This is a genomic window from Synechococcus sp. PROS-7-1 (genome assembly GCF_014279795.1).
Classification (GTDB): Bacteria; Cyanobacteriota; Cyanobacteriia; order PCC-6307; family Cyanobiaceae; genus Synechococcus_C.
The window spans coordinates 1,161,998-1,186,502 of sequence record NZ_CP047945.1 but is presented as its reverse complement, the minus strand read 5'-3'; the positions used below and the strand labels follow the sequence as shown (position 1 = coordinate 1,186,502).

31 protein-coding genes and 1 pseudogene are annotated in these 24,505 nt (G+C 60.4%); 22 read left to right on the top strand and 10 right to left on the bottom strand.

Translation table 11 applies throughout. The features are described from left to right. Positions 1-6 precede the first annotated feature (6 nt). From SynPROS71_RS06565 to SynPROS71_RS06550, 4 genes are read left to right on the top strand one after another with little or no spacing between them, the layout of a single operon-like run. Entirely contained in the window at positions 7-216 is a 210-nt protein-coding gene (locus SynPROS71_RS06565) for a DUF350 domain-containing protein (RefSeq protein WP_011933097.1), read from the top strand. Beyond that, entirely contained in the window at positions 213-2,660 is a 2,448-nt protein-coding gene (locus SynPROS71_RS06560; protein ID WP_186597923.1) for a ligase-associated DNA damage response DEXH box helicase, read from the top strand. The genes SynPROS71_RS06565 and SynPROS71_RS06560 overlap by 4 nt, the downstream gene beginning before the upstream one ends. 27 nt (positions 2,661-2,687) lie before the next feature. Further along, the gene (gene chrA, locus SynPROS71_RS06555; protein WP_186597602.1) at positions 2,688-3,875 is read left to right on the top strand and encodes a chromate efflux transporter; all 1,188 of its coding nucleotides are present in this window, start codon (positions 2,688-2,690) and stop codon (positions 3,873-3,875) included. After that, complete coding sequence (locus SynPROS71_RS06550; RefSeq protein WP_186597601.1) at positions 3,872-4,477, top strand: DUF1543 domain-containing protein; 606 nt, start codon at positions 3,872-3,874, stop codon at positions 4,475-4,477. The genes chrA and SynPROS71_RS06550 overlap by 4 nt, the downstream gene beginning before the upstream one ends. 1 nt (position 4,478) lies before the next feature. Here the strand turns inward: SynPROS71_RS06550 and SynPROS71_RS06545 are convergent, their stop codons facing one another. Next, positions 4,479-5,180, bottom strand: a complete 702-nt coding sequence (locus SynPROS71_RS06545; protein ID WP_186597599.1) for an esterase — start codon at positions 5,178-5,180, stop codon at positions 4,479-4,481. Between the two features lie 53 nt (positions 5,181-5,233). On the opposite strand from SynPROS71_RS06545, the gene SynPROS71_RS06540 reads away from it, so the two are divergent. The 4 genes from SynPROS71_RS06540 to SynPROS71_RS06525 all read left to right on the top strand — a co-directional run bounded on the left by SynPROS71_RS06540 (position 5,234) and on the right by SynPROS71_RS06525 (position 7,026). After that, positions 5,234-5,704, top strand: a complete 471-nt coding sequence (locus tag SynPROS71_RS06540; RefSeq protein ID WP_186597597.1) for a DUF427 domain-containing protein — start codon at positions 5,234-5,236, stop codon at positions 5,702-5,704. 4 nt (positions 5,705-5,708) lie between these two features. Then, complete coding sequence (locus SynPROS71_RS06535; RefSeq protein ID WP_186597595.1) at positions 5,709-6,278, top strand: PAP/fibrillin family protein; 570 nt, start codon at positions 5,709-5,711, stop codon at positions 6,276-6,278. Positions 6,279-6,341: 63 nt separating this feature from the next. Further along, on the top strand, positions 6,342-6,590 hold the full coding sequence (locus SynPROS71_RS06530; RefSeq protein WP_186585637.1) for a hypothetical protein: 249 nt from the start codon (positions 6,342-6,344) through the stop codon (positions 6,588-6,590). A gap of 7 nt (positions 6,591-6,597) precedes the next feature. Then, positions 6,598-7,026 carry an NUDIX hydrolase gene (locus SynPROS71_RS06525; protein ID WP_186597593.1) on the top strand — a complete coding sequence of 143 codons (429 nt, stop codon included), beginning with the start codon at positions 6,598-6,600 and terminating at the stop codon, positions 7,024-7,026. Here the strand turns inward: SynPROS71_RS06525 and SynPROS71_RS06520 are convergent. Then, complete coding sequence (locus SynPROS71_RS06520; protein ID WP_186597591.1) at positions 7,014-7,229, bottom strand: transcriptional regulator; 216 nt, start codon at positions 7,227-7,229, stop codon at positions 7,014-7,016. The genes SynPROS71_RS06525 and SynPROS71_RS06520 overlap by 13 nt on opposite strands. 35 nt (positions 7,230-7,264) lie before the next feature. Here SynPROS71_RS06520 and SynPROS71_RS06515 point away from each other — a divergent pair, with 35 nt between their 5' ends. From SynPROS71_RS06515 to SynPROS71_RS06505, 3 genes are read left to right on the top strand one after another with little or no spacing between them, the layout of a single operon-like run. Beyond that, a complete protein-coding gene (locus SynPROS71_RS06515; protein ID WP_186597589.1) occupies positions 7,265-8,074 on the top strand; it encodes an ABC transporter ATP-binding protein in 810 nt (269 codons plus the stop codon). Then, positions 8,071-9,582 (top strand): iron uptake porin, encoded by a 1,512-nt coding sequence (locus SynPROS71_RS06510; RefSeq protein WP_255442445.1) that lies wholly within the window; start codon positions 8,071-8,073, stop codon positions 9,580-9,582. Before SynPROS71_RS06515 ends, SynPROS71_RS06510 begins: the two co-directional genes overlap by 4 nt. 48 nt (positions 9,583-9,630) lie before the next feature. Then, a complete protein-coding gene (locus SynPROS71_RS06505; protein WP_186585633.1) occupies positions 9,631-9,828 on the top strand; it encodes a hypothetical protein in 198 nt (65 codons plus the stop codon). Here the strand turns inward: SynPROS71_RS06505 and SynPROS71_RS06500 are convergent. Then, positions 9,816-10,028 (bottom strand): DUF6737 family protein, encoded by a 213-nt coding sequence (locus tag SynPROS71_RS06500; RefSeq protein ID WP_186597587.1) that lies wholly within the window; start codon positions 10,026-10,028, stop codon positions 9,816-9,818. The two genes, SynPROS71_RS06505 and SynPROS71_RS06500, sit on opposite strands and share 13 nt — an antisense overlap. Further along, on the bottom strand, positions 10,025-10,624 hold the full coding sequence (locus SynPROS71_RS06495) for a PCC domain-containing protein (protein WP_186597585.1): 600 nt from the start codon (positions 10,622-10,624) through the stop codon (positions 10,025-10,027). Before SynPROS71_RS06495 ends, SynPROS71_RS06500 begins: the two co-directional genes overlap by 4 nt. 87 nt (positions 10,625-10,711) lie before the next feature. Here SynPROS71_RS06495 and SynPROS71_RS06490 point away from each other — a divergent pair, with 87 nt between their 5' ends. Beyond that, complete coding sequence (locus SynPROS71_RS06490; RefSeq protein ID WP_186597583.1) at positions 10,712-10,948, top strand: CopG family transcriptional regulator; 237 nt, start codon at positions 10,712-10,714, stop codon at positions 10,946-10,948. Between the two features lie 23 nt (positions 10,949-10,971). Here SynPROS71_RS06490 and SynPROS71_RS06485 read toward each other — a convergent pair whose 3' ends face one another. Both SynPROS71_RS06485 and SynPROS71_RS06480 read right to left on the bottom strand, forming a co-directional pair. Further along, a complete protein-coding gene (locus tag SynPROS71_RS06485; protein WP_255442444.1) occupies positions 10,972-12,063 on the bottom strand; it encodes a transporter substrate-binding domain-containing protein in 1,092 nt (363 codons plus the stop codon). Between the two features lie 63 nt (positions 12,064-12,126). Further along, positions 12,127-12,315, bottom strand: a complete 189-nt coding sequence (locus tag SynPROS71_RS06480) for a hypothetical protein (protein ID WP_186597581.1) — start codon at positions 12,313-12,315, stop codon at positions 12,127-12,129. A gap of 45 nt (positions 12,316-12,360) precedes the next feature. Between SynPROS71_RS06480 and pdeM the strand changes: the two genes are divergently transcribed. Both pdeM and SynPROS71_RS06470 read left to right on the top strand, forming a co-directional pair. Continuing rightward, complete coding sequence (gene pdeM / locus SynPROS71_RS06475) at positions 12,361-13,083, top strand: ligase-associated DNA damage response endonuclease PdeM (RefSeq protein WP_186597579.1); 723 nt, start codon at positions 12,361-12,363, stop codon at positions 13,081-13,083. Beyond that, the gene (locus SynPROS71_RS06470; protein WP_255442443.1) at positions 13,005-14,534 is read left to right on the top strand and encodes a hypothetical protein; all 1,530 of its coding nucleotides are present in this window, start codon (positions 13,005-13,007) and stop codon (positions 14,532-14,534) included. Before pdeM ends, SynPROS71_RS06470 begins: the two co-directional genes overlap by 79 nt. Before the next feature lie 2 nt (positions 14,535-14,536). Here the strand turns inward: SynPROS71_RS06470 and SynPROS71_RS06465 are convergent, their stop codons facing one another. Then, positions 14,537-14,818, bottom strand: a complete 282-nt coding sequence (locus SynPROS71_RS06465) for a hypothetical protein (RefSeq protein WP_186597577.1) — start codon at positions 14,816-14,818, stop codon at positions 14,537-14,539. A gap of 17 nt (positions 14,819-14,835) precedes the next feature. Continuing rightward, positions 14,836-15,309, bottom strand: coding sequence for a L,D-transpeptidase (locus SynPROS71_RS06460; RefSeq protein WP_186597576.1), 474 nt, complete (start codon positions 15,307-15,309; stop codon positions 14,836-14,838). 77 nt (positions 15,310-15,386) lie between these two features. Between SynPROS71_RS06460 and SynPROS71_RS06455 the strand changes: the two genes are divergently transcribed. Then, complete coding sequence (locus SynPROS71_RS06455; protein WP_186597574.1) at positions 15,387-16,583, top strand: hypothetical protein; 1,197 nt, start codon at positions 15,387-15,389, stop codon at positions 16,581-16,583. Here SynPROS71_RS06455 and SynPROS71_RS06450 read toward each other — a convergent pair. Next, positions 16,580-17,050, bottom strand: coding sequence for a CBS domain-containing protein (locus SynPROS71_RS06450; RefSeq protein ID WP_186597572.1), 471 nt, complete (start codon positions 17,048-17,050; stop codon positions 16,580-16,582). The genes SynPROS71_RS06455 and SynPROS71_RS06450 overlap by 4 nt on opposite strands. 31 nt (positions 17,051-17,081) lie before the next feature. Here SynPROS71_RS06450 and pgsA point away from each other — a divergent pair, with 31 nt between their 5' ends. Then, positions 17,082-17,630 (top strand): CDP-diacylglycerol--glycerol-3-phosphate 3-phosphatidyltransferase, encoded by a 549-nt coding sequence (gene pgsA, locus SynPROS71_RS06445; protein ID WP_186597570.1) that lies wholly within the window; start codon positions 17,082-17,084, stop codon positions 17,628-17,630. Here pgsA and SynPROS71_RS06440 read toward each other — a convergent pair. Continuing rightward, on the bottom strand, positions 17,596-18,519 hold the full coding sequence (locus SynPROS71_RS06440; RefSeq protein ID WP_186597568.1) for an NAD-dependent epimerase/dehydratase family protein: 924 nt from the start codon (positions 18,517-18,519) through the stop codon (positions 17,596-17,598). The genes pgsA and SynPROS71_RS06440 overlap by 35 nt on opposite strands. Before the next feature lie 79 nt (positions 18,520-18,598). On the opposite strand from SynPROS71_RS06440, the gene hisA reads away from it, so the two are divergent. From hisA to SynPROS71_RS06410, 6 genes and pseudogenes are all read left to right on the top strand, one after another. Continuing rightward, the gene (hisA, locus tag SynPROS71_RS06435) at positions 18,599-19,369 is read left to right on the top strand and encodes a 1-(5-phosphoribosyl)-5-[(5-phosphoribosylamino)methylideneamino]imidazole-4-carboxamide isomerase (RefSeq protein WP_186597566.1); all 771 of its coding nucleotides are present in this window, start codon (positions 18,599-18,601) and stop codon (positions 19,367-19,369) included. A 143-nt stretch (positions 19,370-19,512) separates the two neighbouring features. Continuing rightward, positions 19,513-19,891: pseudogene (locus SynPROS71_RS06430) on the top strand (Fur family transcriptional regulator). Between the two features lie 45 nt (positions 19,892-19,936). Further along, positions 19,937-21,553, top strand: coding sequence for a DUF3685 domain-containing protein (locus SynPROS71_RS06425; protein ID WP_186597564.1), 1,617 nt, complete (start codon positions 19,937-19,939; stop codon positions 21,551-21,553). A 59-nt stretch (positions 21,554-21,612) separates the two neighbouring features. Beyond that, positions 21,613-22,149, top strand: coding sequence for a thylakoid membrane photosystem I accumulation factor (locus SynPROS71_RS06420; RefSeq protein ID WP_186597562.1), 537 nt, complete (start codon positions 21,613-21,615; stop codon positions 22,147-22,149). A 61-nt stretch (positions 22,150-22,210) separates the two neighbouring features. Continuing rightward, positions 22,211-23,377: a F420-0:Gamma-glutamyl ligase gene (locus tag SynPROS71_RS06415; protein WP_186597561.1), complete on the top strand. Its 1,167-nt coding sequence runs from the start codon at positions 22,211-22,213 to the stop codon at positions 23,375-23,377. A 51-nt stretch (positions 23,378-23,428) separates the two neighbouring features. Continuing rightward, positions 23,429-24,493 carry a hypothetical protein gene (locus SynPROS71_RS06410; protein ID WP_186597559.1) on the top strand — a complete coding sequence of 355 codons (1,065 nt, stop codon included), beginning with the start codon at positions 23,429-23,431 and terminating at the stop codon, positions 24,491-24,493. The last annotated feature ends 12 nt before the right edge of the window (positions 24,494-24,505 follow it).

Here is a 24,505-nt window from a genome sequence, read left to right as displayed (position 1 = left end):
CGACCGATGCCGGGACCGATTGCCCAGCTGCTGCTCAGTCTTCTCTGGACAGTCGCTGGGGTGCTGTTAATCGTTGGGGGGGTGTGGTTGTTTGATCGCCTGACCCCTCTCGATTACCGAGGCGAGATTCGCAAGGGCAACATCGCAGCGGGCATTGTTGTTGCAGCTGTTGTGCTCGCAGTCACAGCTGTTGTCGTCAGCGTGATTCTGGTCTGACCCGTCTTCTGATCCCCATCGAGCGCTGGTTTGCGCGTCAGGGCTGGACCCCCATGCCCTTCCAGCGGTCCACCTGGACGGCCCATCTGGAGGGGCGCAGCGGGGTGATTCAGGTGCCCACCGGTTCGGGGAAGACCTACGCCGCCGTGATGGGGCCCATCGCCCGCATGCTCGCGTCACCCTCCGAACAAAAGGGCGTTCGACTCCTCTACCTCACGCCCTTACGGGCCCTGAGCCGCGACCTCGCCCTGGCGATTCAGGATCCGATCGACGCCATGCAATGGCCCCTGAGGGTCGCCATCCGCAATGGAGACACGCCAACGGCCGAACGCTCGCGCCAGATCAAAACGCCCCCAGAGATTCTGATCACCACGCCCGAGTCGCTCTGCGTGCTTCTGGCTGGCCGCCACTGCGAGCGTCTGTTTCAGACCCTCGACACCGTGATCCTCGATGAGTGGCACGAACTAATCGGCAGCAAGCGGGGGATTCAGGCAGAACTGGCACTCAGTTGGTTGCGTCAACAACGACCCGCACTGCAAACCTGGGCCATCAGCGCCACCATCGGCAATCTGGAGGAATCGGCACGGCATGCCCTCGGAAACCGTTGCGATCCCTGTCTGATCACCGCAGCTCCCAAGCGGGGACTAAGCGTGCGCAGCATCCTTCCGGACAGCATCGATGGCTTTCCCTGGGGAGGACATCTCGGCCTGAGACGTTACGAGGACCTGGTTGGATCCCTGGTTCCCACCACCAGCACGCTGCTGTTCACCAACACCCGCAACCAGGCAGAACGCTGGTTTCAGTGCCTGCGCTATGCCTGCCCTGAGATGGAGGGCCTGCTGGCTCTCCATCACAGCGCCTTGGATCGCAGCGAACGCGAGGCGATTGAAGCCTCGGTGAAAGCAGGGTCCATGCTTTGGGTGGTCTGTACCAGCTCCCTGGATCTGGGGGTTGATTTTCAGCCTGTGGAGCAGGTGGTGCAGATCGGATCTCCCAAGAATCTGGCCCGTCTGCTGCAGAGAGCCGGGCGTTCGGCCCACCTACCAGGGGGCACCTCAAAGGTGTTATTCATGCCAACCAACGCCCTGGAACTGCTTGAGCTCAGTGCCGTGCGTCGCGGACTGGAGAACGGCTTGGTGGAGGAACGACGCCCTCCCCGCGCCCCCCTGGATGTGCTCTTGCAGCACCTCACCACACTCGCCTGTGGACCTGGTTTCTGCCCGACATCAACCCTGGAGGCCATTCGTGCCACCGCCAGCTACGGCCCACTCACGCAAACCGACTGGGACTGGTGCCTGCGCTTTCTCGAGCAGGGGGGCGATTGCCTCGGGGCCTACCCCCGCTACAGAAAGTTGGAAGCCACAGACGATGGCCGCTTCGTGATCCGCGAGACGGCCATTGCCAGGCTTCACCGCTTCAACATCGGCACGATCACCTCGGCTCCGTCCATTCGCGTGCGCTTCGTGCGCGGCTCAGTGCTCGGCCATGTGGAAGAAAATTTCATCAGCCAGCTCAAGCCCAAGGATGTGTTCTTCTTTGCCGGCCGTCAGCTGGAGTTCGTGCGTCTGCGCGAGATGACCGCTTATGTAAAAAGCACCACCAAGAAAAGCACTGCTGTACCAGCGTGGGCTGGCGGGCAAATGTCGCTGTCCGATCTGCTCACCCATCATCTGCGCGAAGAAGTGGCCCGGGCTGGGCGCGGCGAGCTCGACACACCGGAACTCAAGGCGCTTGAACCGTTGTTTGAGCGGCAGATGGATCTCTCCACGCTGCCTGCAAGCGATCAGCTTCTGATCGAAACCTGCCGAACTCGGGAGGGGGTTCACCTGTACGCCTACCCCTTTGAAGGCCGCTTTGTGCATGAGGGGCTCGGCTTTCTCTGGGCAACGCGCCTCACGCGCGTGCAGCGAGGAACGATCACTGTGTCGGTGAACGATTACGGATTTGAACTGCTGGCACCGAGGGGCTATCCCATCGATCAGCTGCTGGAGGACCATCTCGACGAGCTCCTCGATGACGCATCCCTGGAAGAGGATCTGGAGCAGGCCCTGAACCTTTCGGAACTGTGCCGACGCCGGTTTCGCAGCATTGCCCAGGTGGCGGGGCTGCTGGTGCAGGGATTCCCGGGCCAGAACAAATCCACCGGCCAACTCCAGATCAGCGGTTCCCTGCTCTGGGAAGTGTTCAGCAAACACGAACCCAACAACCTCCTGCTCCGCCAGGCCAGAGACGAGGTGCTGCAGGAGCAGCTTGAGTTACCTCGACTGCGCTCCGCTTTAAGGCGCATCCGCCAGGGAGACACCCTGCATTGCCCGACACCCAGACCGGGCCCACTCGCCTTCCCCCTACTGGTGGAACGCTTAAACAATCGGATGACCAACGAATCCGTGCAGGAGCGCGTGCAACGAATGATGCGGGAGGCATTGCGCGTGGAAGCTGACTAAGTTCCGCTCATCCAGTTGTTCCTGGCCATGGAGCGAGTGATCGAGGTGTTCCGCCAGTTCCTGCTGCTCGGATGCTCGTCCTTCGGCGGACCGGTAGCCCACCTCGGCTATTTCCGTGAGCGGTTCGTGCAACGGGAGCAGTGGCTCAGCGACGCGGCCTATGCCGACCTCGTGGCCCTTTGCCAGTTTCTGCCTGGCCCTGCCAGTTCCCAGGTTGGGATGGGCATTGGCTTGATGCGCGCGGGGTGGCCCGGCGCCTTGGCAGCATGGATCGGATTCACCTTCCCGTCGGCGATCCTGCTGGTGATTGCGTCGGCTGTGCTGTCAGCCAATCCGGACTGGCTCTTTGGAGGCTGGGTTCAGGGCTTGAAAGTGGCCGCCGTTGCCGTGGTGGCGCAGGCTGTGCTCGGCATGCAGCGCAAACTGGCGCCTGATCGGGGCCGCGCCAGCCTGATGGCGCTGGCAGCGGTGTTGGTGCTGTTGGTCCCCCTGGCCTGGGTGCAGCTTCTCGCCTTGCTGATCGGCGCGGTCACAGGGCTGACCCTGTTAACTCCACCCGACGATCGCGCCTTGGGCCATGAACTACTCAAGGTGCCCGTGCGCCGAAGCGTGTCCATTCTTCTGCTACTGGTGCTGGTTGGCCTGCTGATGGCCCTGCCCTGGCTCACAGCGGAAGCCCGACCGGTAGCGATCCAGCAAGTGGCTGGGTTTCTTCAAGCCGGATCTCTGGTGTTCGGTGGAGGGCATGTCGTGCTTCCTCTGCTCGAACAGTCTCTGGTTCCCCCTGGGTGGATCAGCCTTGATCAGTTTCTCGCCGGCTATGGAGCCGCTCAGGCTGTTCCTGGACCCATGTTCAGCTTTGCCGCCTTCCTCGGTTTTGATCTGCGCGGCGGGTTGCAGGGCCTCGGCGGCGCGCTCCTGGCGCTGATGGCCCTGTTTCTTCCAGCTTTTCTGCTGATCGGCGGCGTTCTGCCGTTCTGGAGCGACCTCGGCAAATTGCAAGCGATGCGACGCGCCTTGAAGGGCATCAATGCTGCAGTTGTGGGTGTGTTGCTGGCAGCTCTGTTTCAGCCGGTCTGGCTGGCCGGCATCAAGAGCAGTGCCGATTTCAGTTTGGCGTTGGTGGCCTTTCTGCTTCTGGTCGGTTGGAAGCAACCGGCCTGGCGGGTCGTTTTGGTCTGCGGCCTGGTTGGAGGCGTCGCCCTGTCGTCATGACCGATCCACCGACCCTCTTTCTTGTCGTCCTTGGAGGACGCACGGCGACGTGCCACGTGGAACTTCACGATGTGCGCTGGGTGGTGGGGTCCTGCATCGAAGACACGATTCCAGCGTTGAGGCGCGAATGGTTCGGTTTGCAAAAAGGACTGCATGTGGACAGCTACAAAGCCATCACCCAGGTGGATGGCTTCGCGATCCATCTGATGCCATCAGCCGTTGCCCTTGCAGAGCCCTCCGAGTGTGATGAGCCCGGTCCAGTGGATCGCTTGTGGTTCGTGAATCTCGGTGGCTACGTGCGGGAGTCGCTTCAGGAGCAGCATCAGTTCGGCCTTGTGGTTGCCAGCACTCAGCAGGCCGCGAAGGCCCGGGCCAAAGCCCGCTGGTTAAAGGGCTCACTGCAGCGTCACAAGGATGATCTGCATGGGATCGACTCAGTTGGCGACATCGATGACTGCTTGCCGATTGACGGCCTCGACGGTTGGCGCATCACATTGCGGAAACAGTCCTCTGCTCTGGAGATGGATCTGAGTCCCGATTGGTTCGGTTACTGGCGCATTGATGGCCGAACACTGAAACCAAGACCGGACGCATTGGCTTAAGTCAGCTTTGAACAAACTGCCACCAAGCGTGAACACGCTCAGGACTTCCATACCAATGCGAACCGAAGAGACCGCCATGGGCGGTGTCAGCGAGAACGTGATGACGGGCATCCTTCAAGAGAGCTGACGAAACGGGCACAAGACCATCCCCTGACACCGTCGCTTCGCCAGTGATGCTCCTGTAGCTGCCAGCAGCGCTGCGCCGACTGAACGCGGATGCCATGGCAGCACTGAGATCGAGCTCGCCGGCAACAGCCACATAATCCACGTTCGGATGATGGCAACCCGGATAGCGGCGATCCACCATGGCGCGCAGGGGGGTGGCTCGGATGGCCTGATGGGGACTGCCGAGTGTGACCAGACGGTCGCAGCGATCAGAACCGCTGTAACGACGACCCTGGAACTCCTCATCACTGAGATAAAGACGCAGCATCACCCCCCCGGAGCTGTGGCCGACCAAGGTGACCGTCCCGCTTGATGAGAGGGTCTGCTGCTGCTCCACCGCAGCTGCCACACGATCGAGCACGCGCCGCCAGCCGAATCCCCAGCTGGTGAGCAACCAGTCGAGGCGGCTGACTGGAACGACCACCACATCCGCCACACCGGATTGCCTGATGGCTTGGGCCATTGGCTGATACGCCTCCTCGGTAATCAGAAATCCACCAAGGATCACCACTGGCTGATGGGGGTCAACGGGTCGCATCACTCCAGAGCAGGGCAGACAGCGCCATCATCAGAGCAGATGATCAAGGCGCCATGGCACCGGAGAGGGTCGCCGATTACCCCAGGCCACCACGTCTGGAGCCCAGCGACGATCACGTTCTGGTCAAAGTCGGCGGTGAGCTGCTCTTCGATGGCAAGGGCTGCCAGCGCGTGCTCGAGACCTATCACCCTCCCACTTATTACCTGCCGCCGACGGGGATCGCTATGGCTTTGCTCAGCCCGGCAGCGGGACGAAGTTTTTGCGAATGGAAAGGGGTGGCGGAGTACTTCGATGTGGTGACATCACGGGGCAGGATTCATCGCGCTGTGTGGCGGTATCCATCACCCACCCCATCGTTTCAAGCCATCGCTGGGTGGTTTGCGCTGTATCCAGGGTTGATGCAGGGATGCTGGGTCAATGACGAACCTGTGATCCCCCAGCCAGGAGGTTTCTACGGTGGGTGGATTACATCAGCTGTTGAGGGGCCATTCAAAGGGGATCCGATGCATCCGGAGCTGATCTGAACCGATGGAGACACTGATCCGCTTACTCAAAGACCATCCCAAAGACCCGGCCATCGCAGGGTTAATCAAGGACGCCGAAGCCGGGTCTGATGTTGACCTCAATCAACAGAGCCAACAGCTCAGCGGGGTGTGGGACTTGCGCTGGAGCAGCGCCAGCCAACCCTGGCTGAAACAGGCGGCATGGTTGGACAATCTGCAGATCTTGGACCCAGAACGCAGCCGAGGCATGAATGTGCTGAGACTCAATGGCCCCCTCGGACGTTTGGCGGCGATCACAGTGGAGGCAGAGCTATCGATCGCTAGTGCCACCAGGGTTTCAGTCTGCTTTCGCAAAGGAGGCTGGGTCGGGCCTGGGTTGCCAGGAGGAGGCCGCTTGGCGTTGATGAAAACAGTGACTCAATCGTTTCCAGCCTGGCTTGAGATCACAGCGCTGGATGAAACGCTGCGAATTTGCAGAGGGAATGCAGGCACAATCTTTGCCCTGTTGCGACGGAATGACCTGAGCATTGAATCATTTTTTTTCAGTCGATTGAATCAACATCAACGACTGAGTAGACGCCATGAGGCCTTTTGATGCCAGTGACAAACAAAACAGTTTTCTGTTAACTTCACAGCCAATTTCAAAGTTATTCCCTTCATGAAGCGCCTGATCTGGCTCGCAGCATTGGCCCCCTTCATGCTCACCCCTTCTGCCTTGGCTCAGAAGGAAATCCCCAAGGCTCCAGGTCATGACCAATGTCCCCTGGGTTACGTGAACACTCTGGGCAGCACCTGCGTGTCACCGGTGTACTACGAAGTGGCTCCCACCAACGGCAAAGCTTGCCGGTCGGGCTGGATGAACATCGGTGCTGGCTACTGCAAGAAGAAGACCCTCGGAATCTTCTGAGCTGTCCATGCCTTTCGCTGTTGCCCTGGCCATGTTGCGCCAGCGTGATCGCTGGCTGCTGCAACTCCGCGATGACATCGATGGCATCGCTGCACCGGGTTGCTGGGGACTCTTCGGCGGCCATCTGGAACAAGGAGAATCCCCAGAGACGGCTCTGCGCCGGGAGCTGGAGGAGGAGATCGGCTGGTGCCCCGTCAACCTCCGGCTTTGGTTCAACCACTGCACCGCCATCCGCACAGCCCACGTGTTCGTTGGTGAGCTCCAGAAAGACCTGCACCAGCTTGAACTGAATGAAGGCCAAGACATGGTTCTGGCCACTGCGGCAGAACTAAGATCTGGCCGAATTCTCAGCCCGAAGCTGAAACAAACCCGTCCGCTGGCGCCAACGCTGACTCTCTTGACAGTCAAGCTCGACGCGATCGATCACAGCGACTGAATCACGATCACGAGCAGCAATGCGATCGCTGCGACGACCAACCAGAAAGCAAGCCCCTTCCTGCGAGAGGGAACCGCAGGTCTGCGCATCCCTCCCACGCGTTGATCTGCAGGCGTTCCGCAATGGGAACAAACAAGACGACCACCGAGAGAACGATCGGCGCGGAAACTGGTGGATCCGCATCGGCTGCAGCGGCTGGTCATCGAGATCCCATCGGCTCAGCCGCCACAATCACCCCATGGACCTTCCGCACGCAAGCCGGCAAGACCCACCTTGGCTGGAGCTCCAAGCCATCGAGGCTTGGGCTGGTGGTCAACGCATTGTCGAAGACTTGTCTCTGCGTCTCTGGATTGGCGAATCCACAGCGATTCTCGGACCGAACGGTGCCGGCAAAAGCACCCTCGTGAAGCTCATCAGCCGTTGCCTTCATCCCGTGGTTCAACCGCAGTCCCACCTGCGGCTCTTCGGAGAGGAACACATCAATCTCTGGTCCCTACGTGAGCGTCTGGGAGTGTTGGATACGGAACTGCAGCAGCGCATCCCCAACGCAATGCCCTGCCATGAGCTGATGCTCTCCGCCTTCTTTGGAGCCATCGGTCTCAGACGCGGACTTCATCCCACCGCTGAGCAAATTCAACAATCCGCTGACGTGTTGGAGCAATTCAACCTGTCAGATCTGGACAACTGCCGATTCGGGAGCCTGTCCGATGGCCAGAAACGCAGAGTGCTGATTGCCAGAGCCATGGTGCATCAACCGCAGGTGTTGGTCCTCGATGAACCAACCAATGCCCTCGACCTGCGGGCTCGGCACGGGTTGCTGGCTCAGCTCAGACAGCTCTGCCGCATGGGAACCACGGTGATCGTGATCACCCACCAGATCGATTCGATCATTCCCGAGATCACCCGAGTGGTGGGAATGCGCCAAGGAGGTGTCGTTGTGGATGGTGCACCCGTCGAGGTGCTCAACGACCGCGTGCTGTCAGATCTGTTCCAGACGCCCTTGAAGGTTTTGGAAGCCGGTGGTTACCGTCAGGTGCTGCCGGCATGACCCTTGCGACAGAGTGCGAAGAGGTGATGAAACGCCTAGTGCCCCTAGCGCTTTATGGCCTCCTGAGCGTGTTGAACACCAGCGCGGCTCACTCAGAGATGGCCGCAGGAACCCCTGCGTCTGCACCTGTGGCGCCCTACCTCGAGCAGCTGCTCCAGAGCGCGGGCTGCACAGCAGAGATCGCTCCAGAACGGGCACTGAATCGTCTTCAGGCGGCCGCAGAGCTTGAGGACTGTGTGCAGCGTCAGGGATCGGACCATGAAGCAATCCAGAGATTGATCAGCGAACTCAGCAATGAACTGCTTCAGCTGCGCAACCATCGGCTGAATCGCCTGGATGAAGCCGTCAACAGTCTCGAAGCCACAGCGTTCTCTCCGACAACGCGGTTGAAGGGAGTCACCACGTTCATCGTCGGAGGCAATGCCTTCGCAGGCACCTCCGACACGCTGCGCAACGACATTCGCAGCACCTTTGGAGCATCGGCCTTTGGCTACGACGAGAAGCTGATCCTGCGCACGAGCTTCACGGGCAAGGATCTGCTTAATCTCCGGCTGAGAGCTGGCGATCTCGATTCAGACCAAAACACCTTCGGAGGAGGTGGACCCAGCCAACTCTCGGAATTGGAAGTGGCTTTTCAGCAAGGGCCTTTCCCAGACCGCCTCGGAGTCAATCGCGCCTGGTATCAGTTCCCAGTGGGTGAGGACTGGACGTTCACCGTCGGTAGCCGTGTGAACCAGAGCGTGATGCTGGCGATGTGGCCCAGTGTCTACCCAGACGACACGGTGCTGGATCTGTTCACCCAGGCAGGAGCTTCAGGGGCTTACAGCAGCAATCTCGGCGCCGGTGGTGGTGTGATGTGGGAACGAGGACCGCTGAGCTTCAGCCTTAACTACATCGCCGGAAACGGCGAGAACGGTTTTTCCGGGTCGGGAATGATCGGGGTGGACGCAGGCAGCAGTGCCACCGCGCAGGTGGGCTGGGCCACGGACACCTGGGGAATCGCCGCAGCGCTGGCGACCATCCAGAACGGTTTCAACATCATTGATTACGCCAGTCCTTTCACCCTGCGCAGCTTCAACCAACCCGGCATCACCACAGGCACGGCCTTGAGCGGGTACTGGCAACCCCCCGATGATGGATGGGTCCCATCGGTCAGCGCCGGGTGGGGGTGGAACAGCACGCGCTATCGCAAAACGGTGAAGAGCGATGGGCTGGTGTCGATCTCCCAGTCATGGACGGTGGCTTTGCAGTGGAGCGATTGGCTGTTTGAAGACACATCCATGGGGCTGGCCGTCGGCCAACCGATCTTTGCGACGGCTCTGAAGGGAGGGGCGACTCCCGACGACGCCGGTTTCGCCATGGAGGGCTGGATGATGGTTCAGGTTTCAGACGCGATCAGCGTCACGCCCGCGCTCTTCTACCTCAGCCGCCCCCTGGGAGCAGATACGCCCCAAGGCACATCCCTGAGTCAGCTTGGCGCCTTGCTGAAAACAACCCTGAGATTCTGATCTGTGGCGCCCGGTGTCATAACCTCGCCTCGCGCGAGACGTGACGTTTTGAACAGCAACGCCAGAATCGATGCTCTCCAGCTGATGCTGACCGATCTGCGCACGCGCAATGAACCGATCCGGCATAAGGCAGCATTCCGCGGATGCCAGCCTGAGTTCCAAGCGCTGGTCACGCAACTGATTGAACAATTGGAAGGGGAATTACTGGAGGAGAAGCATCGCTTTCGAGCTTCTCAGCGCGACTGATTGCGATAGGCGGTGGGTGCAATCACGAGAAAGAGAAACCACCAGCACCCCACGACCAAGGCCACAGGGCCTGTGACCCAGAGCCGGTGAAGCACCAACCAACTGCCACCCACCACGAGCAGGCCGGTGAGAACGATCGTCCATGGCTGACACCACCATGGCTTGTGCGACCACAGATCGGTGTCAGTCGACTCAGTCATCGCAGAGACTCAATCTGGCCACTCTGATGCAGCTGATGGAGGGCGGTGTAGTCGCCGAAGTAGTCCCCATCAACAAAAATCTGGGGAAACACCTGCAGCCCACTGCGCCTCCAGCAGGCCTCAAATATGCTGTCGGACTCGACGGAGATGAGGCGATGGGGAACCGCATGCCGTTCGAGAAGCTGGCGTGCGCGATGGCACCAGGGACACCCTGGGAGAACGGCCAGCTCGACCCGTTCATTGCTGGTTGTTGGTGAGCTCTGACCTGGCAATTCACTCAGTCCGACCATCAACTGCACGCCCCTGTGCACGATGGTTCCTGGCTCGAGATGTCCACCCCAAACCTGGCATGCTCCGTCCGAGAGGCTGAGATGGAGGTGAACTCCCTGCGGAGACACCGTGCCGTTCAAAGTGATCACTTCCAGGATGCCTTGCATCCTGGTGGGATTGGGTTGCCCCGGGCACTGAAAACAAGCGGCTGAAAGATCGCCAACAACTCCCAGAACGAAACCGCTGAGCTGATGATCGGATGCAAGTTGATGAAGGGACTGGTGAAGATCCTGACCGGGTTCCAGCTTGAGGGTCAGAGTCTCCATGCAATCCCTGAGAGAGCCGCAACAGAATAAAGCAAGCCAACCGAAGCGTATTGCGGTACGATTACGTTACGCAAGTGAAACATCCACGTGTCATTCCTGCAGACCTTGCTCCATGAGCTGCAAGTACAGCTGCGTTCAGAGCATCAGGAGATCACCGCCGGGCAGGTCGCTGAAGCCGCTGAATCGGAACGGGTCAATGTCACCCTTCCCGCTGGTGTGATGAATCGACTCAAGCAGCAGGCACTGGCAGAAGGCAGAAGCTGCAGCAGCCTCGCCACTTTTCTGATTGAGGAGGGCCTACGCAGGCATGGCCCCTTGCAATAAAGGCGGCACTGGACCGGTCTCGGTTACTGCAAAAGAGAGTCTGTGATCTTTTTGACCTCTCCCTTGCGCTGCATATCGAGCAACACCACATCAATCGGAGTCCGCAACGGACTGTCCATCGGCAGAACAAAACCGTAGGTCTGATTGGCCAGGCTGAATGGCGCAATCTTGTAGGGCGCCTCGGGATTTTGCTGAAGGTAATAACGCAAAGGCGCACCATCGAAAAGAACCCCATCAACGGTTCCCTTGCCCAGCAGCGCAATGGCCTCGTTCAGAGTTGAGGCAGACTTCGCGCGAGCGCCATAGATCTTCGCCCAGGTTTGGCTGGTCGTGCCATTCACAACGGCAACAGTCTTGCCCCGTAGATCCGAGCTTTCGCGAATCGCTGTGGGGTCAAGCCGAGAGAGCGAAACGGTAAAGGCTGAGGCCAGGCCCGCCGTGATCGACGAGAGCGCCAGAAGCGACATCACCATCCAAACGCCCGCAATGGTTCGACCGGTTTTAGAAAGCGGAGCCCGATCGCCGTAGCCCACGGTGGTGAGCGTGACCAGGGCAAACCACATGCCATTGCCCACACCCTTGAGGTAATGACGCGGGAACTGAGCGGCATTCCGCCGGCGTTCCGCCAGCCAAATCAGATTTCCAACCAGAAACAACAGCAGCATCAATCCCCCGGCTGAGGACAAGGCCGCCCAACCAAAAAAGGGACGAAGCCGAGCCAGAAGACTCGGAGCTCGCAAGGGCAGCAGCAGATCTTCCGTTCCGTGGAAATAAGGCTGGGTGAAGTCGATCTTGGGGTTGGCCAAACGTCCGGGGGTGATGCTGATCGGCCCAATGGCCAGATCCACCTTTCCATTCACCACGGCATCGATATTGGCTTCCGTCGTTGGAAACTGGATCAGCTCGTAGGGGCGGTTCAAACGATCCGCCGTCTCATCCCAGATCTGAAGACTGATCCCCTCCAGGGCGATGCCATCCTTCATTACGAAGGGAGGAGAACCACTCACTCCCACGCGAAGCGTTTGGGCCAGAGCATCACCAGGCCAAACAAGCGCCGTCAGCCCTGCCAAAAGGAATGCAACCTTCACTTTCACCGCCTCAACCGTTGCGCTCAAGCCGTCTCACGATGAAGCCCATAGCAACCAGCGAACCGAGCAAAGCCAGAAGCAAGGCAAGTGTCATAGAGACTCTGGAAACCGTGGAACCCTGAGGTTGCCATCTTCAGCTCCGAGAATCCACTCAGCAACCTCCATCCGCAAGGCATACGCACATTCGAAACGTTCTTGCCGCTCGAGGGACATCAGCCGACGCTGGAGCCAGTACAGGGTTTCTCCTGCAGGAGCAAGGGGTTGGGAAGCACTCGCCATTCAACCGACCCACAATGCGTTGAGAATGGACGATCGGGAGGCTCATTGGCTGCCATCGACGCTACAGAAGCAGACTCAGCGATTCCTGCGGGCGGCTGCATCTGGCGTTGGCGGGATGAGCAACTGGTGCTTCTGCCAGATCGAGGGATCTGGAGAGAGGCGAGCCGAGACCTTCTGGTCGCTGATCTCCACCTTGGCAAGGCAGAGGTGTTTCAGGCCTTTGGGATACCCGTGCCGAGTGATGAAGATCGCGGAACACTGGGGCGTCTTGAGGAAATCTGCACCAGCTGCAGCCCCGAGAGGATCATCATCCTGGGCGATCTGATCCACGGTCGCCAGGGGCTCACCCCTCGATTGATGAGCGACCTGGCCACGTTGTCTGAACGGCTTGAAACTCAGATTCTCCTGGTTGGAGGCAATCACGACAGGGATCTTCGAATGACGATGCTTCCTCGACAATCGTCCTTCCGTCTGGGCAGTCTCTGGCTAAGCCACGAGCCGGAAAACGGCCCAGCCACGGCAGACCTGCTCAATATTTGCGGCCATATTCATCCAACGGCAACCCTGCGCCAAGGTGCTGATCGCCTGCGACTTCCTTGTTTCGCCTACGACGAACACGAGCAGCGAATGCTGATTCCTGCCTTCGGAGAGTTGACGGGAGGGCATGACTGCGGTCACCGTTACCGCAAATGGCTGGTGGCGGAGGGCGCCATCGTTCCTTGGCTTACTCCCGAACCCCAACCAAGAAAGCGACGGCAAGCCCGGTGAAACGGAACATTGCGCCCGCAACCGGCAAGGGACGTCGGAGACGTCAGCAACGACGGAAGAGGCTTAGCGGTCGCAAACGATGGCTGATTCTCGGATTCCCAGTCGCCGTCTTCGCAGGTTTGCTGGCGCTTGCACCAGGGACGCCCGATCCAGGCCTCTCACCACGCACCGACCAAGAGCTCGAAGGAGACGCACTTGGCCCCTTCAGGTATCAACCTGATGATGAGGTGTATGCCCTTGATTTCGACCCACGCAAAGTCAGGCTTGGTCTGCTCGAGGGCTGGGATCGCGAGCAGGATGCCTTTGAGGACTCAGCCGCGTTGGCTTACGTGTCCGGGCCGATGTATGAGCGACACATCGATAGCGGTGGGCAAGAGATCACCGTTCCTTTGGGGGATCTGAAATTCGGTCAACGCATCTGGCGGGGACGAAACCGCACAGCGTCTCGGCAGAGGGCCTTCGTTGGAATCCGTGACGACGGACGCGTGGACTTTGGCTACGGGGAACTCACCCCTGAACGTGAGCAGACCTACGACATGTTCATCGGTGGGCTGCACAGCGTTTACAACGATCTTGAACAGCCCCCTGACAGCTACAAAGGTGCTTACAGCATCAGCATGGGGCAAAGAATCCGTTACTACCTGCCTCGGATCAGGATGATCTTCGGCCTGCGCAGTGACGGACGGCTGGAAATGCTGATGAGCAAGGACGGCCTCACATTGGAACAAACCAGAGAACTCGCACGGCGCCGGGGCTTGGTTGCGGCCTACATGCCCGACCATGCCTCCAAGAGTCGTCTGATCATTCCTGGGGTGAAGGGATTCACGGAAGAAGATGCCAACTGGATTAGCGGCGGAGCAACCAGTTTTGTGCACGTCCCCTACCTGCTGCGGCTGAGTGAGCGACGCAATCAGCTGCAGGGAGGACTGGTCGCCAACCTCTCAGAGCGTCTGCAGTCACAGGCGTCCTGCAATGGCCCTGCCGATTGTGTTCAGATGGCTGGAACGCGCTTGGCTGATCGAGCGCTGGCTGGTCTCAACCGGGTGATGGAACAGGGGGTCGAACCCATCGCCCGGATGATCTGGGCGCCGAAACCGTCGTCCCGCGAGTCCGATACAGCACAACCGACGACGCCGGGGATCAGGAACCGTTCTCCACTTCCGGAGCCGCCGATTACCGCTGATCCCTTGGTGCTGCTCGAACAGCCCCTTGGGGACGATTTGGAAGCACCGCTGGAGCCGTCGCTTCCACCGATTGAGACCGATCTACCTCCAGACCTCCCCCCACCGGAAGTGATCGAGCCTCGCTTGAGGGAGGAGACTCAAGGGTCGCCTGCTGAAAACGACCTAACAGACGTTGTCACCGCCGATGCTGATGACAACGCCCAAAATCCTGCTGATGGGATGGTGGGAGCACCACCGCCTCCGCTTCTTCCCCCTCCTCTGCCCTGAAATCAGCGACGGAAAATGCCGTTGCAATCACCGCGTGGTGGCTTGGAGAAACACACATTGTCTGGCGACCAGTAGCCGACCGCAGGGAAACGCAGACCCTGGCGACGCGCTTCCGCATTCACAGCCTCCACGCCTCGGGCAGTGATCAGGACATGACCGGGGCCCTCGACCTGATCGAGGAACTTTTGTTCCGGCATCTCCTTCATCGCAGAGGCCACAGTCGCCGTTGCGGCCAAAGAGGCGAACCCAGTGATTAACAGGGAAGGAAACAAGCGCTTGAACATGGCTGAATGGCTGAAGTTCAGTTGGTGGTTACGACCACAGGAGTGCCGACATCCACCTGCTTGAAGAGGGTGACGACGTCCTTATTAAGCATGCGGATGCATCCCAGGCTGACGGCGGCACGAAGCTTGACCCAATTCGGCCAGGCTGTGCCATGGATCGCGTACTCGCCGGAACCGATCTGGAAGTAAGCCATGTAGCGAACGCCAACTGGATTCTTCGGACCGGGTGCGATGACCTTGCCGCCCTTGTGGTACACGGGAGCTTCCTCTTTGCGCGTGATCGCGTAACTGCCTGCGGGGGTCGGAGATTCCGGAGCACCGATGGCGACAGGGAAGCGTTCCACAACCTTGCCGTTGTCAAACAGCGTGAGGTATCGCTGCTTGAGGCTGATCTCGATGGTTTTTTCAGCCCGAGCCTGCATCGGAGCCAAGCCCACGCACAACAGGGCCAGCCCCGCCGGCAGGGCGATGCGCCAGGAAGGGAAGGGCATGGCTGAAATCGCGTTTGCGCGGCCATTGTGACCTAGATCGGGTCGGGCTAGCGTCTCTCCACTTACCAGACCTTCCCGTGTCCCCCACCTCTGCTCTCCGATCCCTGCTCCGCTGCGGACCCTTGCGGGGTGTAATCGGTGCAGGCCTTGGACTCACGGCACTGCTCACTCCCGGCGCCTACGCAGGGTTCTCGCCCGAAGAGCTGGCTGCATTTGAAGTCACCGAGATGCGGGCCACGGTGACCACCGCTCTGCCTGAAGAGAAAGTGATCGAGGTGATCGATCCCCACGGTCACAAAGAGATCCTGACGGTGGGCATCGACCTCACTTCCCTTGGCCTGAAAGCGGGGGACGAAGTGAGCCTCTCCATTCTCGACGGCCTGGTGGTGGAACTGGAACCAAGTTCCAGCAGTGATTTGAGCTTTAACCGCGAAGACATCATCCTCCCCATGGACATGGGCAGGCTCAAGAAGGGCATGCGCGTGGCTCTGGCCTCGGGGACCGGCCGTGTGATCCGCATCGATGCCAAGGACAACTCCATCGATCTACTGGGTCCTCTGGGCGGAATCAACAACCTCGATGTGGTCCCCACACCCGGGGTGAACCCTTTTGACCGCCTCAAGGTCGGAGACACCGTTGACTTCCGGCTGATCCAGCCCCTGGCCATCGATGTGCGCAAGCTCCCTGCATCAGAAGCGGCGATACAGGGCTACAAGGTCAACGGTCAGGCGCCGATGGTCAGCACCGTGATCGATGACGGCGCAGCCCTCAAGAGCGAACTGCTTGAAGCCTTCGAACTGGCTCAGCTGAAAGCCACGATTCAACGAATCATTCCCGGACAGAAAGTGCTCGAGGTGAAGGGCGCCCAAGGCCACACCAGCTTGCTGACCAGTGCCATCGATCCCACAGCAGCGGGCCTCAAACCTGGAGATCAGGTCTCCATCGAGCTTCTCCAAGGCCTGGTGGTGGATCTCAGGCCCTCAAGCCAGACCACGCTCAGCTTCCAGCGGGAAGATCGCCGACTCGGCAACGCCTTCGGTCCACTCCCCTCAGGCACTCGGATCGCCATGGCAACCGGAACCGCAGAAGTGGTTCGGCTGTCGCGCACCGATCACAACGTGACCCTGCGCGGTCCCCTCGGAAAGATTCACAAATTGGACATTCGTCCTGAACTCGAAGATGAAGTGTTCGCTGATCTCAAGGTGGGAGACATGGTGGACTTCCGGCTGATCAAGCCGATTGCCATCCGCATCCAGCCCCTCGCCCAGCGCTAGGGCTGGGCGGATGCCAGGGCTCTCACCACATCACCGCGGGTGAGCATGCCAACAGGCCGGCGCTCTTCATCCACCACGATCAATCGCTGCGTTCCTTTCTCGTGGAGCATGGAGGCAGCCTTCGGCAGGGGCAGAGACTGCACACACGAATGGCAATCGCGGCTCATGAGATCAGCCACGGTGTTGCCCAACACCTGGTGAACCTGCTTGTCCCAATTGAGGGGATTGCGTAGATAAATCACGCTGTCGAGAAGCATCACGTACGGCCCAACATCCACCCCGCTCTCGCGCACCATCAGGCTCTGTTCGGTGAGTTCACCCACAAGAGTGCCGTCATCACCCACCACAGGCACGCCACTGATGTGGTGGTCGCTCAACAGAGTCACGGCATCCTTCAAGGGAGTAGCAGGCGTGACTGTCAGCACCGGAGCGGACATCACCTCCCCGACCGTCTGCTGGAGCACCATGGGACCTGATCAACTGCACGCATTCTGAGCCTTGGTCTCTCCCTGGCGATCCTGGGCGGATCGACTCACCCTGTTCCGTGCTGTTCTTGGAGCCCCTTTACTGCTGGCTCTTGCCGCCGACCAGCTCTCCACCGCTTGGGTGCTGCTGCTCTTGGGTGCCTTCAGTGACTGGGCTGATGGCTGGATGGCCCGCAAAGCCGATGGCGGCAGCAGCTGGGGGGCCAGGCTCGATCCCCTGGCAGACAAGCTTCTGATCAGCGCACCATTGATCTGGTTGGCCAGCGAGCAGGTCCTCCCCCTCTGGTCGGTCTGGCTGCTGTTGGCCCGGGAACTGTTGATTTCGGGTTGGCGATCAGGAAGCCAGAGCGGAGCTCCGGCCTCCTGGCTCGGCAAAACAAAAACCACCCTGCAGTTCCTGAGCCTGTTTCTGCTGATTTGGCCTCCGAGCTGGGGGGCCGGTTCAGTCGTCCAGGGGCTTCGTCAGCTGGGCTGGTGCCTGTACTGGCCAGCCTTAGGGCTGGCTCTCTGGTCTGGGCTGGCCTACATCACGCCGCCGAAAGCAGGGCATCGTCGCCGCTGAAATCCGGATTGGGCGTGGGGTTCAGCTGGTAATCCCGTTGAAAACTGTCAGCCATTGAGGTAGCTGCATCAAACCGGGGCATCCATGCCAGTTCGCGCTCCACTCTTGAGACATCGGTCAGGAAGTGACTGAGCCGCAGGGGGAACGCTTTGCGGGCTTTCGGGTCCAGGCCACTGGGGTCGAATGAACGCAGATCAAGATCAGCGCACGCGCGGCCACAGGCCTCGGCGGCGGCAGCAATCAACCCACGGAAGGTGATTCCGCGATGGGATGAGCAGTTGTAGATGCGGTTGCAGGCAGCATCCACTTCAAGGCTGCGGGCCATGGCCTCAGCAAGATCCTCCACATGGCCAACCTGGGTGATCGTGGTTCCGTCCCCCGGAAGCGGGATCGGGCGCTCATGAACGATGCGGTCGAAGAACCAGCGCTCCACCGGGTTGTAGTTGCCGGGGCCGACGATATAGGTGGGCCGGAAACTCGTGAACGGAATCCCCTCACGCATCAGCCAAGCCTCGGTTTCAGCTTTACCGGCATGGCGACTCTTTGGATCCAGGGGACTCTGCTCATCAAGAGGCCAGCTCTCACTACCGGCGTAAACCCCAGCAGAGCTCACGTAAAGGAATCGGTGGGAGGGAGCTCCAGTCCTTTCAATCACCTTTTGGCTGTCAGCAAGAGTCCGTCCGGAGCTGTCGATCACCACCTCGAAGCGGCGGCCACGGAGCTGCTCCAGGGCGGTGTCGTCCTGGCGATCACCAACGCAAGACTCGACACCGGCGGGCAGGGGTTGCCGACCACGGGTGAACAGGGTGAGCTGATGACCCTGCTGCAGAAGGCGGCTCACGAGAGGCTTCCCAACAAAGCGGGTCCCACCCATCAACAGGATTTGCACAGTCAGTCCAGCGGATCGGCAGCCATTGAAGCGCGCTCAACCCAGCCATGCAGGATGGAGGTTGTTCCCTGAGCCGAGCATGCAGATCATTCCCGCCATCGATCTGCTGGGGGGCAGCTGCGTCCGTCTGCACCAAGGTGATTACGACAAGGTCACACGCTTCAATGACGACCCCGTGGCTCAGGCCATGCGCTGGCAGGACCAGGGCGCCGAACGACTGCACCTTGTGGATCTGGATGGAGCCCGCAGTGGGGAACCAGCCAATGACAGCGCCATTCGTGCGATCACTTCAGCACTCACGATCCCCGTGCAACTCGGTGGAGGGGTGCGCACCGCGGAGCGAGCGGAGACGCTGCTCACCTGTGGTCTCGACAGGGTGATCCTCGGCACCGTGGCGCTGGAGCAGCCCCAGCTGGTGATCGATCTGGCCGAGCGCCATCCCGAGCGGGTGGTGGTGGGCATCGACGCTCGCCACGGGAAGGTGGCCACCAAGGGATGGCTGGAGGACAGCAACACCGAAGCCACCACGCTGGCCGCCCGCTTCAGCGCCTCCGCCATCGCAGCGATCATCAGTACTGACATCAGCACCGATGGCACCTTGGAGGGACCGAACCTTCAGGCCCTTCGGGAGATGGCTGAAGCCAGTTCAGTTCCTGTGATCGCCTCTGGAGGCGTGGGATGCATGGCCGATCTTCTGGCCTTGCTGACGTTGGAACCGCTTGGAGTCGAAGCGGTCATCGTTGGTCGTGCGCTTTACGACGGACGGATTGACCTGGGCGAAGCGCTGAGAGCCCTTGCGAGTGACCGGCTTCAGGACCCTCCATCGGACCTGCTTCAGGATTTCGCCTAAGCCATGCGCCCTCCCGGGGAGGGTTTTAAAGTGAAGTCATTCCGACTACAGCTGTGGAGTCTCCGCTCGTGTCACCCCTCATTCAGGATGGAGGCAGACACAGGAGCCTTCAGCAAGCGTTCGAGCAGTGCCGAACACTCGGAATGCGCTTGAGCCGGCAACGCAGGATGGTGCTGGATCTGCTCTGGAGCGAAGGAACCCATCTCAGTGCGAGGGACATTTTCGAAAAACTGAATCAGAGAGGTCGGAGCATTGGCCACACCTCCGTTTATCAGAATCTCGAAGCCCTGCAGAGCGCAGGTGTCATCGAATGTCTCGATCGTGCCAGTGGTCGTCTCTACGGGTACCGCAACGACCCCCACAGCCACATCACCTGCATGGAAAGCGGCGCGATTGAAGATCTCGACGTTGAACTCCCCCCGGCCTTACTCCAGGACATTGAACAACGCACCGGTTATCAGGATCGAGTCCTACACCCTTCAGCTCAGTGGTCGTCGTGCAGAGACCACTGGAGGATCCTGAAGAGGACCGTTACCTTGACGCCTGTAGGTAGCAGAGCTGAGCACCGTGAACGTTCAGGCCAGGGAGATTCTCCTTTTCGCTCCCGACCTTCTCGGTGAAAGTCTCGCGGCTGAACTCTCCACCGCTGAGCGTCCTCTCAGCATTCGGCGCAGCAGTGAGGCGTTGGTGGGTCACCCCGACCTGGTGATCTGGGCACTCCCGGGACGCAGCCAGTCACTCCTTCTCGATCGGGAGATTCTCCAGCTCCAGCAACGCTGGACTCCCTCTCCGATCCTGCTCGTTCTCCCCTCGGATTTCAGCCGTGATCCCCGAGAGCTTTTGGCTTTGAACTGTGAGGGGGTTGTTCAGGATCCCAATCTTGAAGGATTGCGTTCCGCCATCCATCGCCTCTTGCAGGGGGGACGGGTGCTCGAGATCGAATCCTGCGCATCGGCGGCTGACCATCCAGTCCAGCCTGTCGGCGCTGCCAGTTGGCTTCTGCTGAGCGGTTTGCAGCAGATCAGTGCAGATCTGCAGGTCATTGAAGCGCTCTTGAATCCGCCACCCGAGCAATCGCTTCTGCGTTTGCTGCTGGAAGGACGCCGGCGGGAGCTGCTGAGTGCACGCAATCTTCTGCTGTGGCTCTGGGGGCCTCTGCAGGTGGGTCTTGATGATGCCGTTGCCCTCTCGCAGCCGAAGGAAAGCATCAGTCTCAGCATCAGGGATCGCAACACGGAGGCGGTGTGGGAGGCCATCCAAGAGCGTCTTCAAACTGCCGTAAGCGGAGGTCTGGGCAATGGCACCGGCCAGTTGCTCGCCATCGAGGGATTGCATCCGGAGCGTCGCCGCGATCTGCTTCTGGCCCTTCTCCAACAACTGCACACCGTGCTGCTGCGCCTCCGGCAAGAAGCCCCCGGAGCCCCCTTAAGCCAGCAAGACCTGAGGAAGCGATGGAACGCCCTGCAACCGGAGGTTCGCCAGCAAGCGCTACGCAGTGTGGCGGGCAGCTACGTGCGCTTGCCTCTCGGCGAAGCCATGCAGCCGGTTGCGGACGAGCTGCTGAAGCGGACCGATCTGTTGCGAGGCGATGAGGAACTTCCAGACCCCATGACCATGCTTGCGGCGTTGGTGCAGGACCAACCCGTTCTTGTGGACGGACAGCTGCTTCCCTCCGACGATCCCAGAGCCTTGCTCCAGCTCGAGACGCTCATCAGCAACTGGCTGGTGCGCACAGCGGAGCTGATCGGCGGCGAGTTACTGGGCGTCTGCGGCGAGTGGCCTGAACTGCGTCGTTATCTGCTGGATCACGCGTTGATTTCCACCCGTGAACTGGAGAGGCTGCGCAACCAGCTCAACAGTCAGTCCCGTTGGCAGGAGTGGATTGAACGTCCGATCCGCCTGTACGAGAGTCGCAGACTGCTGTACAGACTGCACTCGGGCCAGATCGAGCCTCTGCTGCTGACGGAACCGAGGGATGAAGAACTGAAACAGCTGCAGTGGTGGCAACAGCAGGTCGCCCTTCTGGTCGAAGCCCGCGATGCCATCGCCCCCCAGGTGCAGAGTCTGGTGAAACGGTTCGGTGATCTGATGGTGGTGGTTCTCACCCAGGTTGTCGGTCGCGCGATTGGCCTCATCGGCCGGGGCATTGCCCAGGGAATGGGGCGCAGTCTCGGGCGCAGCTGAGCGCCGAGCGAAGAGAGCGGCAAGAAGGGTTCAGAATGCGTTGTCTTTCCTGCTGAACCATGGCTGGGTTCCTGCTTCGCTCCCTTTCGATGGTTCTTGCTTTGGTTCTGATGGCACTCCCTGGACAAGCCGCCAGGGAGACCGACAGCTACGACGGGAACATCTTCGCTCTGTATGCAGGCAACGGATCTCTGGTTCCGCCCGCCACAACCCTGGCCGAGTCGCAAGCCGCAGGCCGCACCAGCGTTTTGGTTTATTACCTCGACGACAGCAGCACCAGCAAAGTGTTCTCCTCATCCGTGTCGGAACTCCAGCGCGTCTGGGGCAACAGCGTTGACCTACTTCCCCTCACCACCGATGCCCTGCAGAATCGCGGTGATCAGGGTCAGAACGACCCTGCCCACTACTGGAAAGGAGTTGTTCCTCAAGTGGTGGTGCTCGACGGCAGTGGTTCCGTGATTCTTGATTCAGAGGGACAGGTCCCTCTCGAAGAAATCAATGCGGCGATCAGTGCTGCGACCGGAATCCCCGCCCCCACAGGCGGAAGTACAAGTCTGAGTTTCAACGAGCTCAACACTGAGGTGATCTCCCGCTGAGCACCCGGCTCAGACGCCTTACGCTGCGCGCCATTACTACCGGTCCAGGACCGGCGATTCCATGGATTGTCTCCTGCTGATTCTCTTGCTGCTGGGGCTGGCAATCGCCTGGATCGAAGCGCGGCATCGACTCCGACCCGCTTCCCCTCTGGTGCTGTGTCAGAGCGACTGGTCCATCAACCAGACGGGAGCATCTCTGGTCATGGATGGCTGGGTGGAGATCAGCAACCCCCACACGCGCATGGAGGTGATGGTTCCAGAACTTGAGGTCAACCCCACCCTGATCGGCAGCGCCGATCTGCGCGACGTCGTGACCTCCACCCGGATCACACCGCAGCACCCCGATGAGGACACACGGGCTGATGGCTACTGGCCCGCGTACATCGTGAAGGGTCAGAAGAGCACCAGGGTCCACGTGGAGATCACGCTGACGGGTGACGCACCCACACCGGTTGGCGAGAGGGTGGACACGGTCTGGGTGGACGTGCAGTGGGTGAACTACGGACCCTTCGGACGCTTGAGCCGTCGCCAGGGAGTGGTCGTGCCCCTGCGCCGACCAGCGGTGATGGCAGCCAGTCAGGCTGATTTCCGATCGGGCGAAGGATGCTCGGTGCTGCCGTTGAAGACCCACCTGCTCGGACCTCTCGATGACTGCATCGAGGTGTTGCGTCACTACGCCGGCGACCTACTTCAGAAGGGCGACATCCTCACGATCGGTGAAACACCAGTGGCGGTGATCCAGGGGCGTTATGCCCATCCCTCCACGATCAGTCCGGGATGGCTGGCCCGGCTGCTCTGTCGTGTGTTTCACCCCACCAGCAGCCTGGCCACCGCCTGCGGTCTGCAGACCCTGATCGACCAGGTGGGACCCACCCGGGTGTTGCTGGCCTGGTTGGTCGGCTCCCTGCTCAAACCATTGGGACAGCGGGGCTGGTTCTATCGCCTGGCCGGAGAACAAGCCCGCCTGATTGACGACATCACCGGAACGACACCTCCCTATGACCAAACGATCGTTCTGGGGCCCCAGGACCCTGAACGCCTGTGTGATGAAGCAGCAGCAGCCCTTGGCGTTTCGGTGGCCATCGTGGATGTGAATGACCTCGGACGCGTCAAGGTGCTTGCCTCGAGCCGGGGATGTGATGAGGAACTGCTGCACCGCGCACTCAAACCGAATCCTGCTGGTAACGCCAACGAGCGCACACCTCTGGTGTTGGTGCGCCCTGCATGAGCACGAAGTGAGAACGGCGGCGATACATTTGGGAGAGGCAGGAGGCCTGCGGTGGGACAGTCAGCGGGATTCCGGCTTCGGATCGAACCACTGAAGGCGGGTCACATCGCCAGCAATCCCCACAACGGAGAGTGCAACGACGGCCTGCCGGACACCACGCTTCAAACCTTGCTGGTGCAGAACTGGGTCAGCGGTTTGGGTGGTCTGATCCGCTCACCGCTAACAACACGCACCAACCGGGTGCTCTCGCTGCTCGAAACAGCCTCCACCCATCAAGACCGGCTGTTGGCGCTGGCACTGCTTCGCCCCGGCAATCGCCGTTCAACCTGTTGGCATCTGGATCTTCTCCAGTTCCAGAGCCCTGAGCGTTTCAGCCACGCGCAGGCACTGCGACTCCTCATTCAGGAATCCATGAAGGATCCTGTGGCGCAGTCGCCCAGCTGGCTGGTGCGATGTGACCCATTGGATCGCGTGACGCTGGATGTGTTGCGCGAATCTGGTTTTCAGCCTCTGCTGCAACGCCGCATCTGGACGGCCCCGCAGAAACAACCATTGGCTCTCGAGGAACAAACACCGGGCTTACCCGACGAGGTTCGGTGGAGTGCGGTCTCGCGGAGCAATGTGAAGCCGTTGTTGTCGCTGGAGCAGAGCAGCATCAGTCCCCAGCACCGCCAGATCATTGACAGGCACTGGAGTGACCTGCTGGATCGCCGGCAAGGATCGCTGGTCCTGATGGCGGGAGTTGATCAGGAGCCGGTGGCCATCGCCGGGCTCCTCAACCGACCCTGGGGGCTGGATGCGTCCCGTTTCGAATTCGTGCGTGGGCCCGCCTGGGATGCACGGATCAGCTCGGCTTTCACTGACATCGTCCACCGGTGGGTGGTGCGAGGCCGAACCCCAGAGCTTCTCGTGAATGAAGACGATCACAGGATGCAGAACCAGCTGGAAAGCCTTGGCTGGACATCCGAGAAATCGGAGCTACTCCTGGGGCGGAGCCTCTGGAGACGGGTGAGTCAGAGAGAGCAGGGAGGCCTCCGCTCTTTGGAAACCATGCTCGGCCATCTGCAGCCGCAGCATCCGCCGCTGCCCACCCCAACCCTGGCACCGAGGCGTTGAATCCCAGGCCCG

What these genes read in the sequence shown, in the direction of transcription:
- SynPROS71_RS06545 (WP_186597599.1), bottom strand. Translation starts at nt 5,180, where the DNA reads ATGCGACCCGTTGACCCCCATCAGCCAGTGGTGATCCTTGGTGGATTT.
- SynPROS71_RS06540 (WP_186597597.1), top strand. Translation starts at nt 5,234, where the DNA reads ATGGCACCGGAGAGGGTCGCCGATTACCCCAGGCCACCACGTCTGGAG.
- SynPROS71_RS06565 (WP_011933097.1), top strand. Translation starts at nt 7, where the DNA reads ATGCCGGGACCGATTGCCCAGCTGCTGCTCAGTCTTCTCTGGACAGTC.
- SynPROS71_RS06515 (WP_186597589.1), top strand. Translation starts at nt 7,265, where the DNA reads ATGGACCTTCCGCACGCAAGCCGGCAAGACCCACCTTGGCTGGAGCTC.
- SynPROS71_RS06450 (WP_186597572.1), bottom strand. Translation starts at nt 17,050, where the DNA reads ATGGTGCTCCAGCAGACGGTCGGGGAGGTGATGTCCGCTCCGGTGCTG.
- SynPROS71_RS06480 (WP_186597581.1), bottom strand. Translation starts at nt 12,315, where the DNA reads ATGGCGAGTGCTTCCCAACCCCTTGCTCCTGCAGGAGAAACCCTGTAC.
- SynPROS71_RS06460 (WP_186597576.1), bottom strand. Translation starts at nt 15,309, where the DNA reads ATGCCCTTCCCTTCCTGGCGCATCGCCCTGCCGGCGGGGCTGGCCCTG.
- SynPROS71_RS06495 (WP_186597585.1), bottom strand. Translation starts at nt 10,624, where the DNA reads ATGGAGACTCTGACCCTCAAGCTGGAACCCGGTCAGGATCTTCACCAG.
- SynPROS71_RS06510 (WP_255442445.1), top strand. Translation starts at nt 8,071, where the DNA reads ATGACCCTTGCGACAGAGTGCGAAGAGGTGATGAAACGCCTAGTGCCC.
- chrA (WP_186597602.1), top strand. Translation starts at nt 2,688, where the DNA reads ATGGAGCGAGTGATCGAGGTGTTCCGCCAGTTCCTGCTGCTCGGATGC.
- SynPROS71_RS06470 (WP_255442443.1), top strand. Translation starts at nt 13,005, where the DNA reads ATGGCTGGTGGCGGAGGGCGCCATCGTTCCTTGGCTTACTCCCGAACC.
- SynPROS71_RS06520 (WP_186597591.1), bottom strand. Translation starts at nt 7,229, where the DNA reads ATGACCAGCCGCTGCAGCCGATGCGGATCCACCAGTTTCCGCGCCGAT.
- SynPROS71_RS06530 (WP_186585637.1), top strand. Translation starts at nt 6,342, where the DNA reads ATGAAGCGCCTGATCTGGCTCGCAGCATTGGCCCCCTTCATGCTCACC.
- SynPROS71_RS06500 (WP_186597587.1), bottom strand. Translation starts at nt 10,028, where the DNA reads ATGACTGAGTCGACTGACACCGATCTGTGGTCGCACAAGCCATGGTGG.
- SynPROS71_RS06525 (WP_186597593.1), top strand. Translation starts at nt 6,598, where the DNA reads ATGCCTTTCGCTGTTGCCCTGGCCATGTTGCGCCAGCGTGATCGCTGG.
- SynPROS71_RS06535 (WP_186597595.1), top strand. Translation starts at nt 5,709, where the DNA reads ATGGAGACACTGATCCGCTTACTCAAAGACCATCCCAAAGACCCGGCC.
- hisA (WP_186597566.1), top strand. Translation starts at nt 18,599, where the DNA reads ATGCAGATCATTCCCGCCATCGATCTGCTGGGGGGCAGCTGCGTCCGT.
- SynPROS71_RS06420 (WP_186597562.1), top strand. Translation starts at nt 21,613, where the DNA reads ATGGCTGGGTTCCTGCTTCGCTCCCTTTCGATGGTTCTTGCTTTGGTT.
- SynPROS71_RS06415 (WP_186597561.1), top strand. Translation starts at nt 22,211, where the DNA reads ATGGATTGTCTCCTGCTGATTCTCTTGCTGCTGGGGCTGGCAATCGCC.
- SynPROS71_RS06550 (WP_186597601.1), top strand. Translation starts at nt 3,872, where the DNA reads ATGACCGATCCACCGACCCTCTTTCTTGTCGTCCTTGGAGGACGCACG.
- SynPROS71_RS06465 (WP_186597577.1), bottom strand. Translation starts at nt 14,818, where the DNA reads ATGTTCAAGCGCTTGTTTCCTTCCCTGTTAATCACTGGGTTCGCCTCT.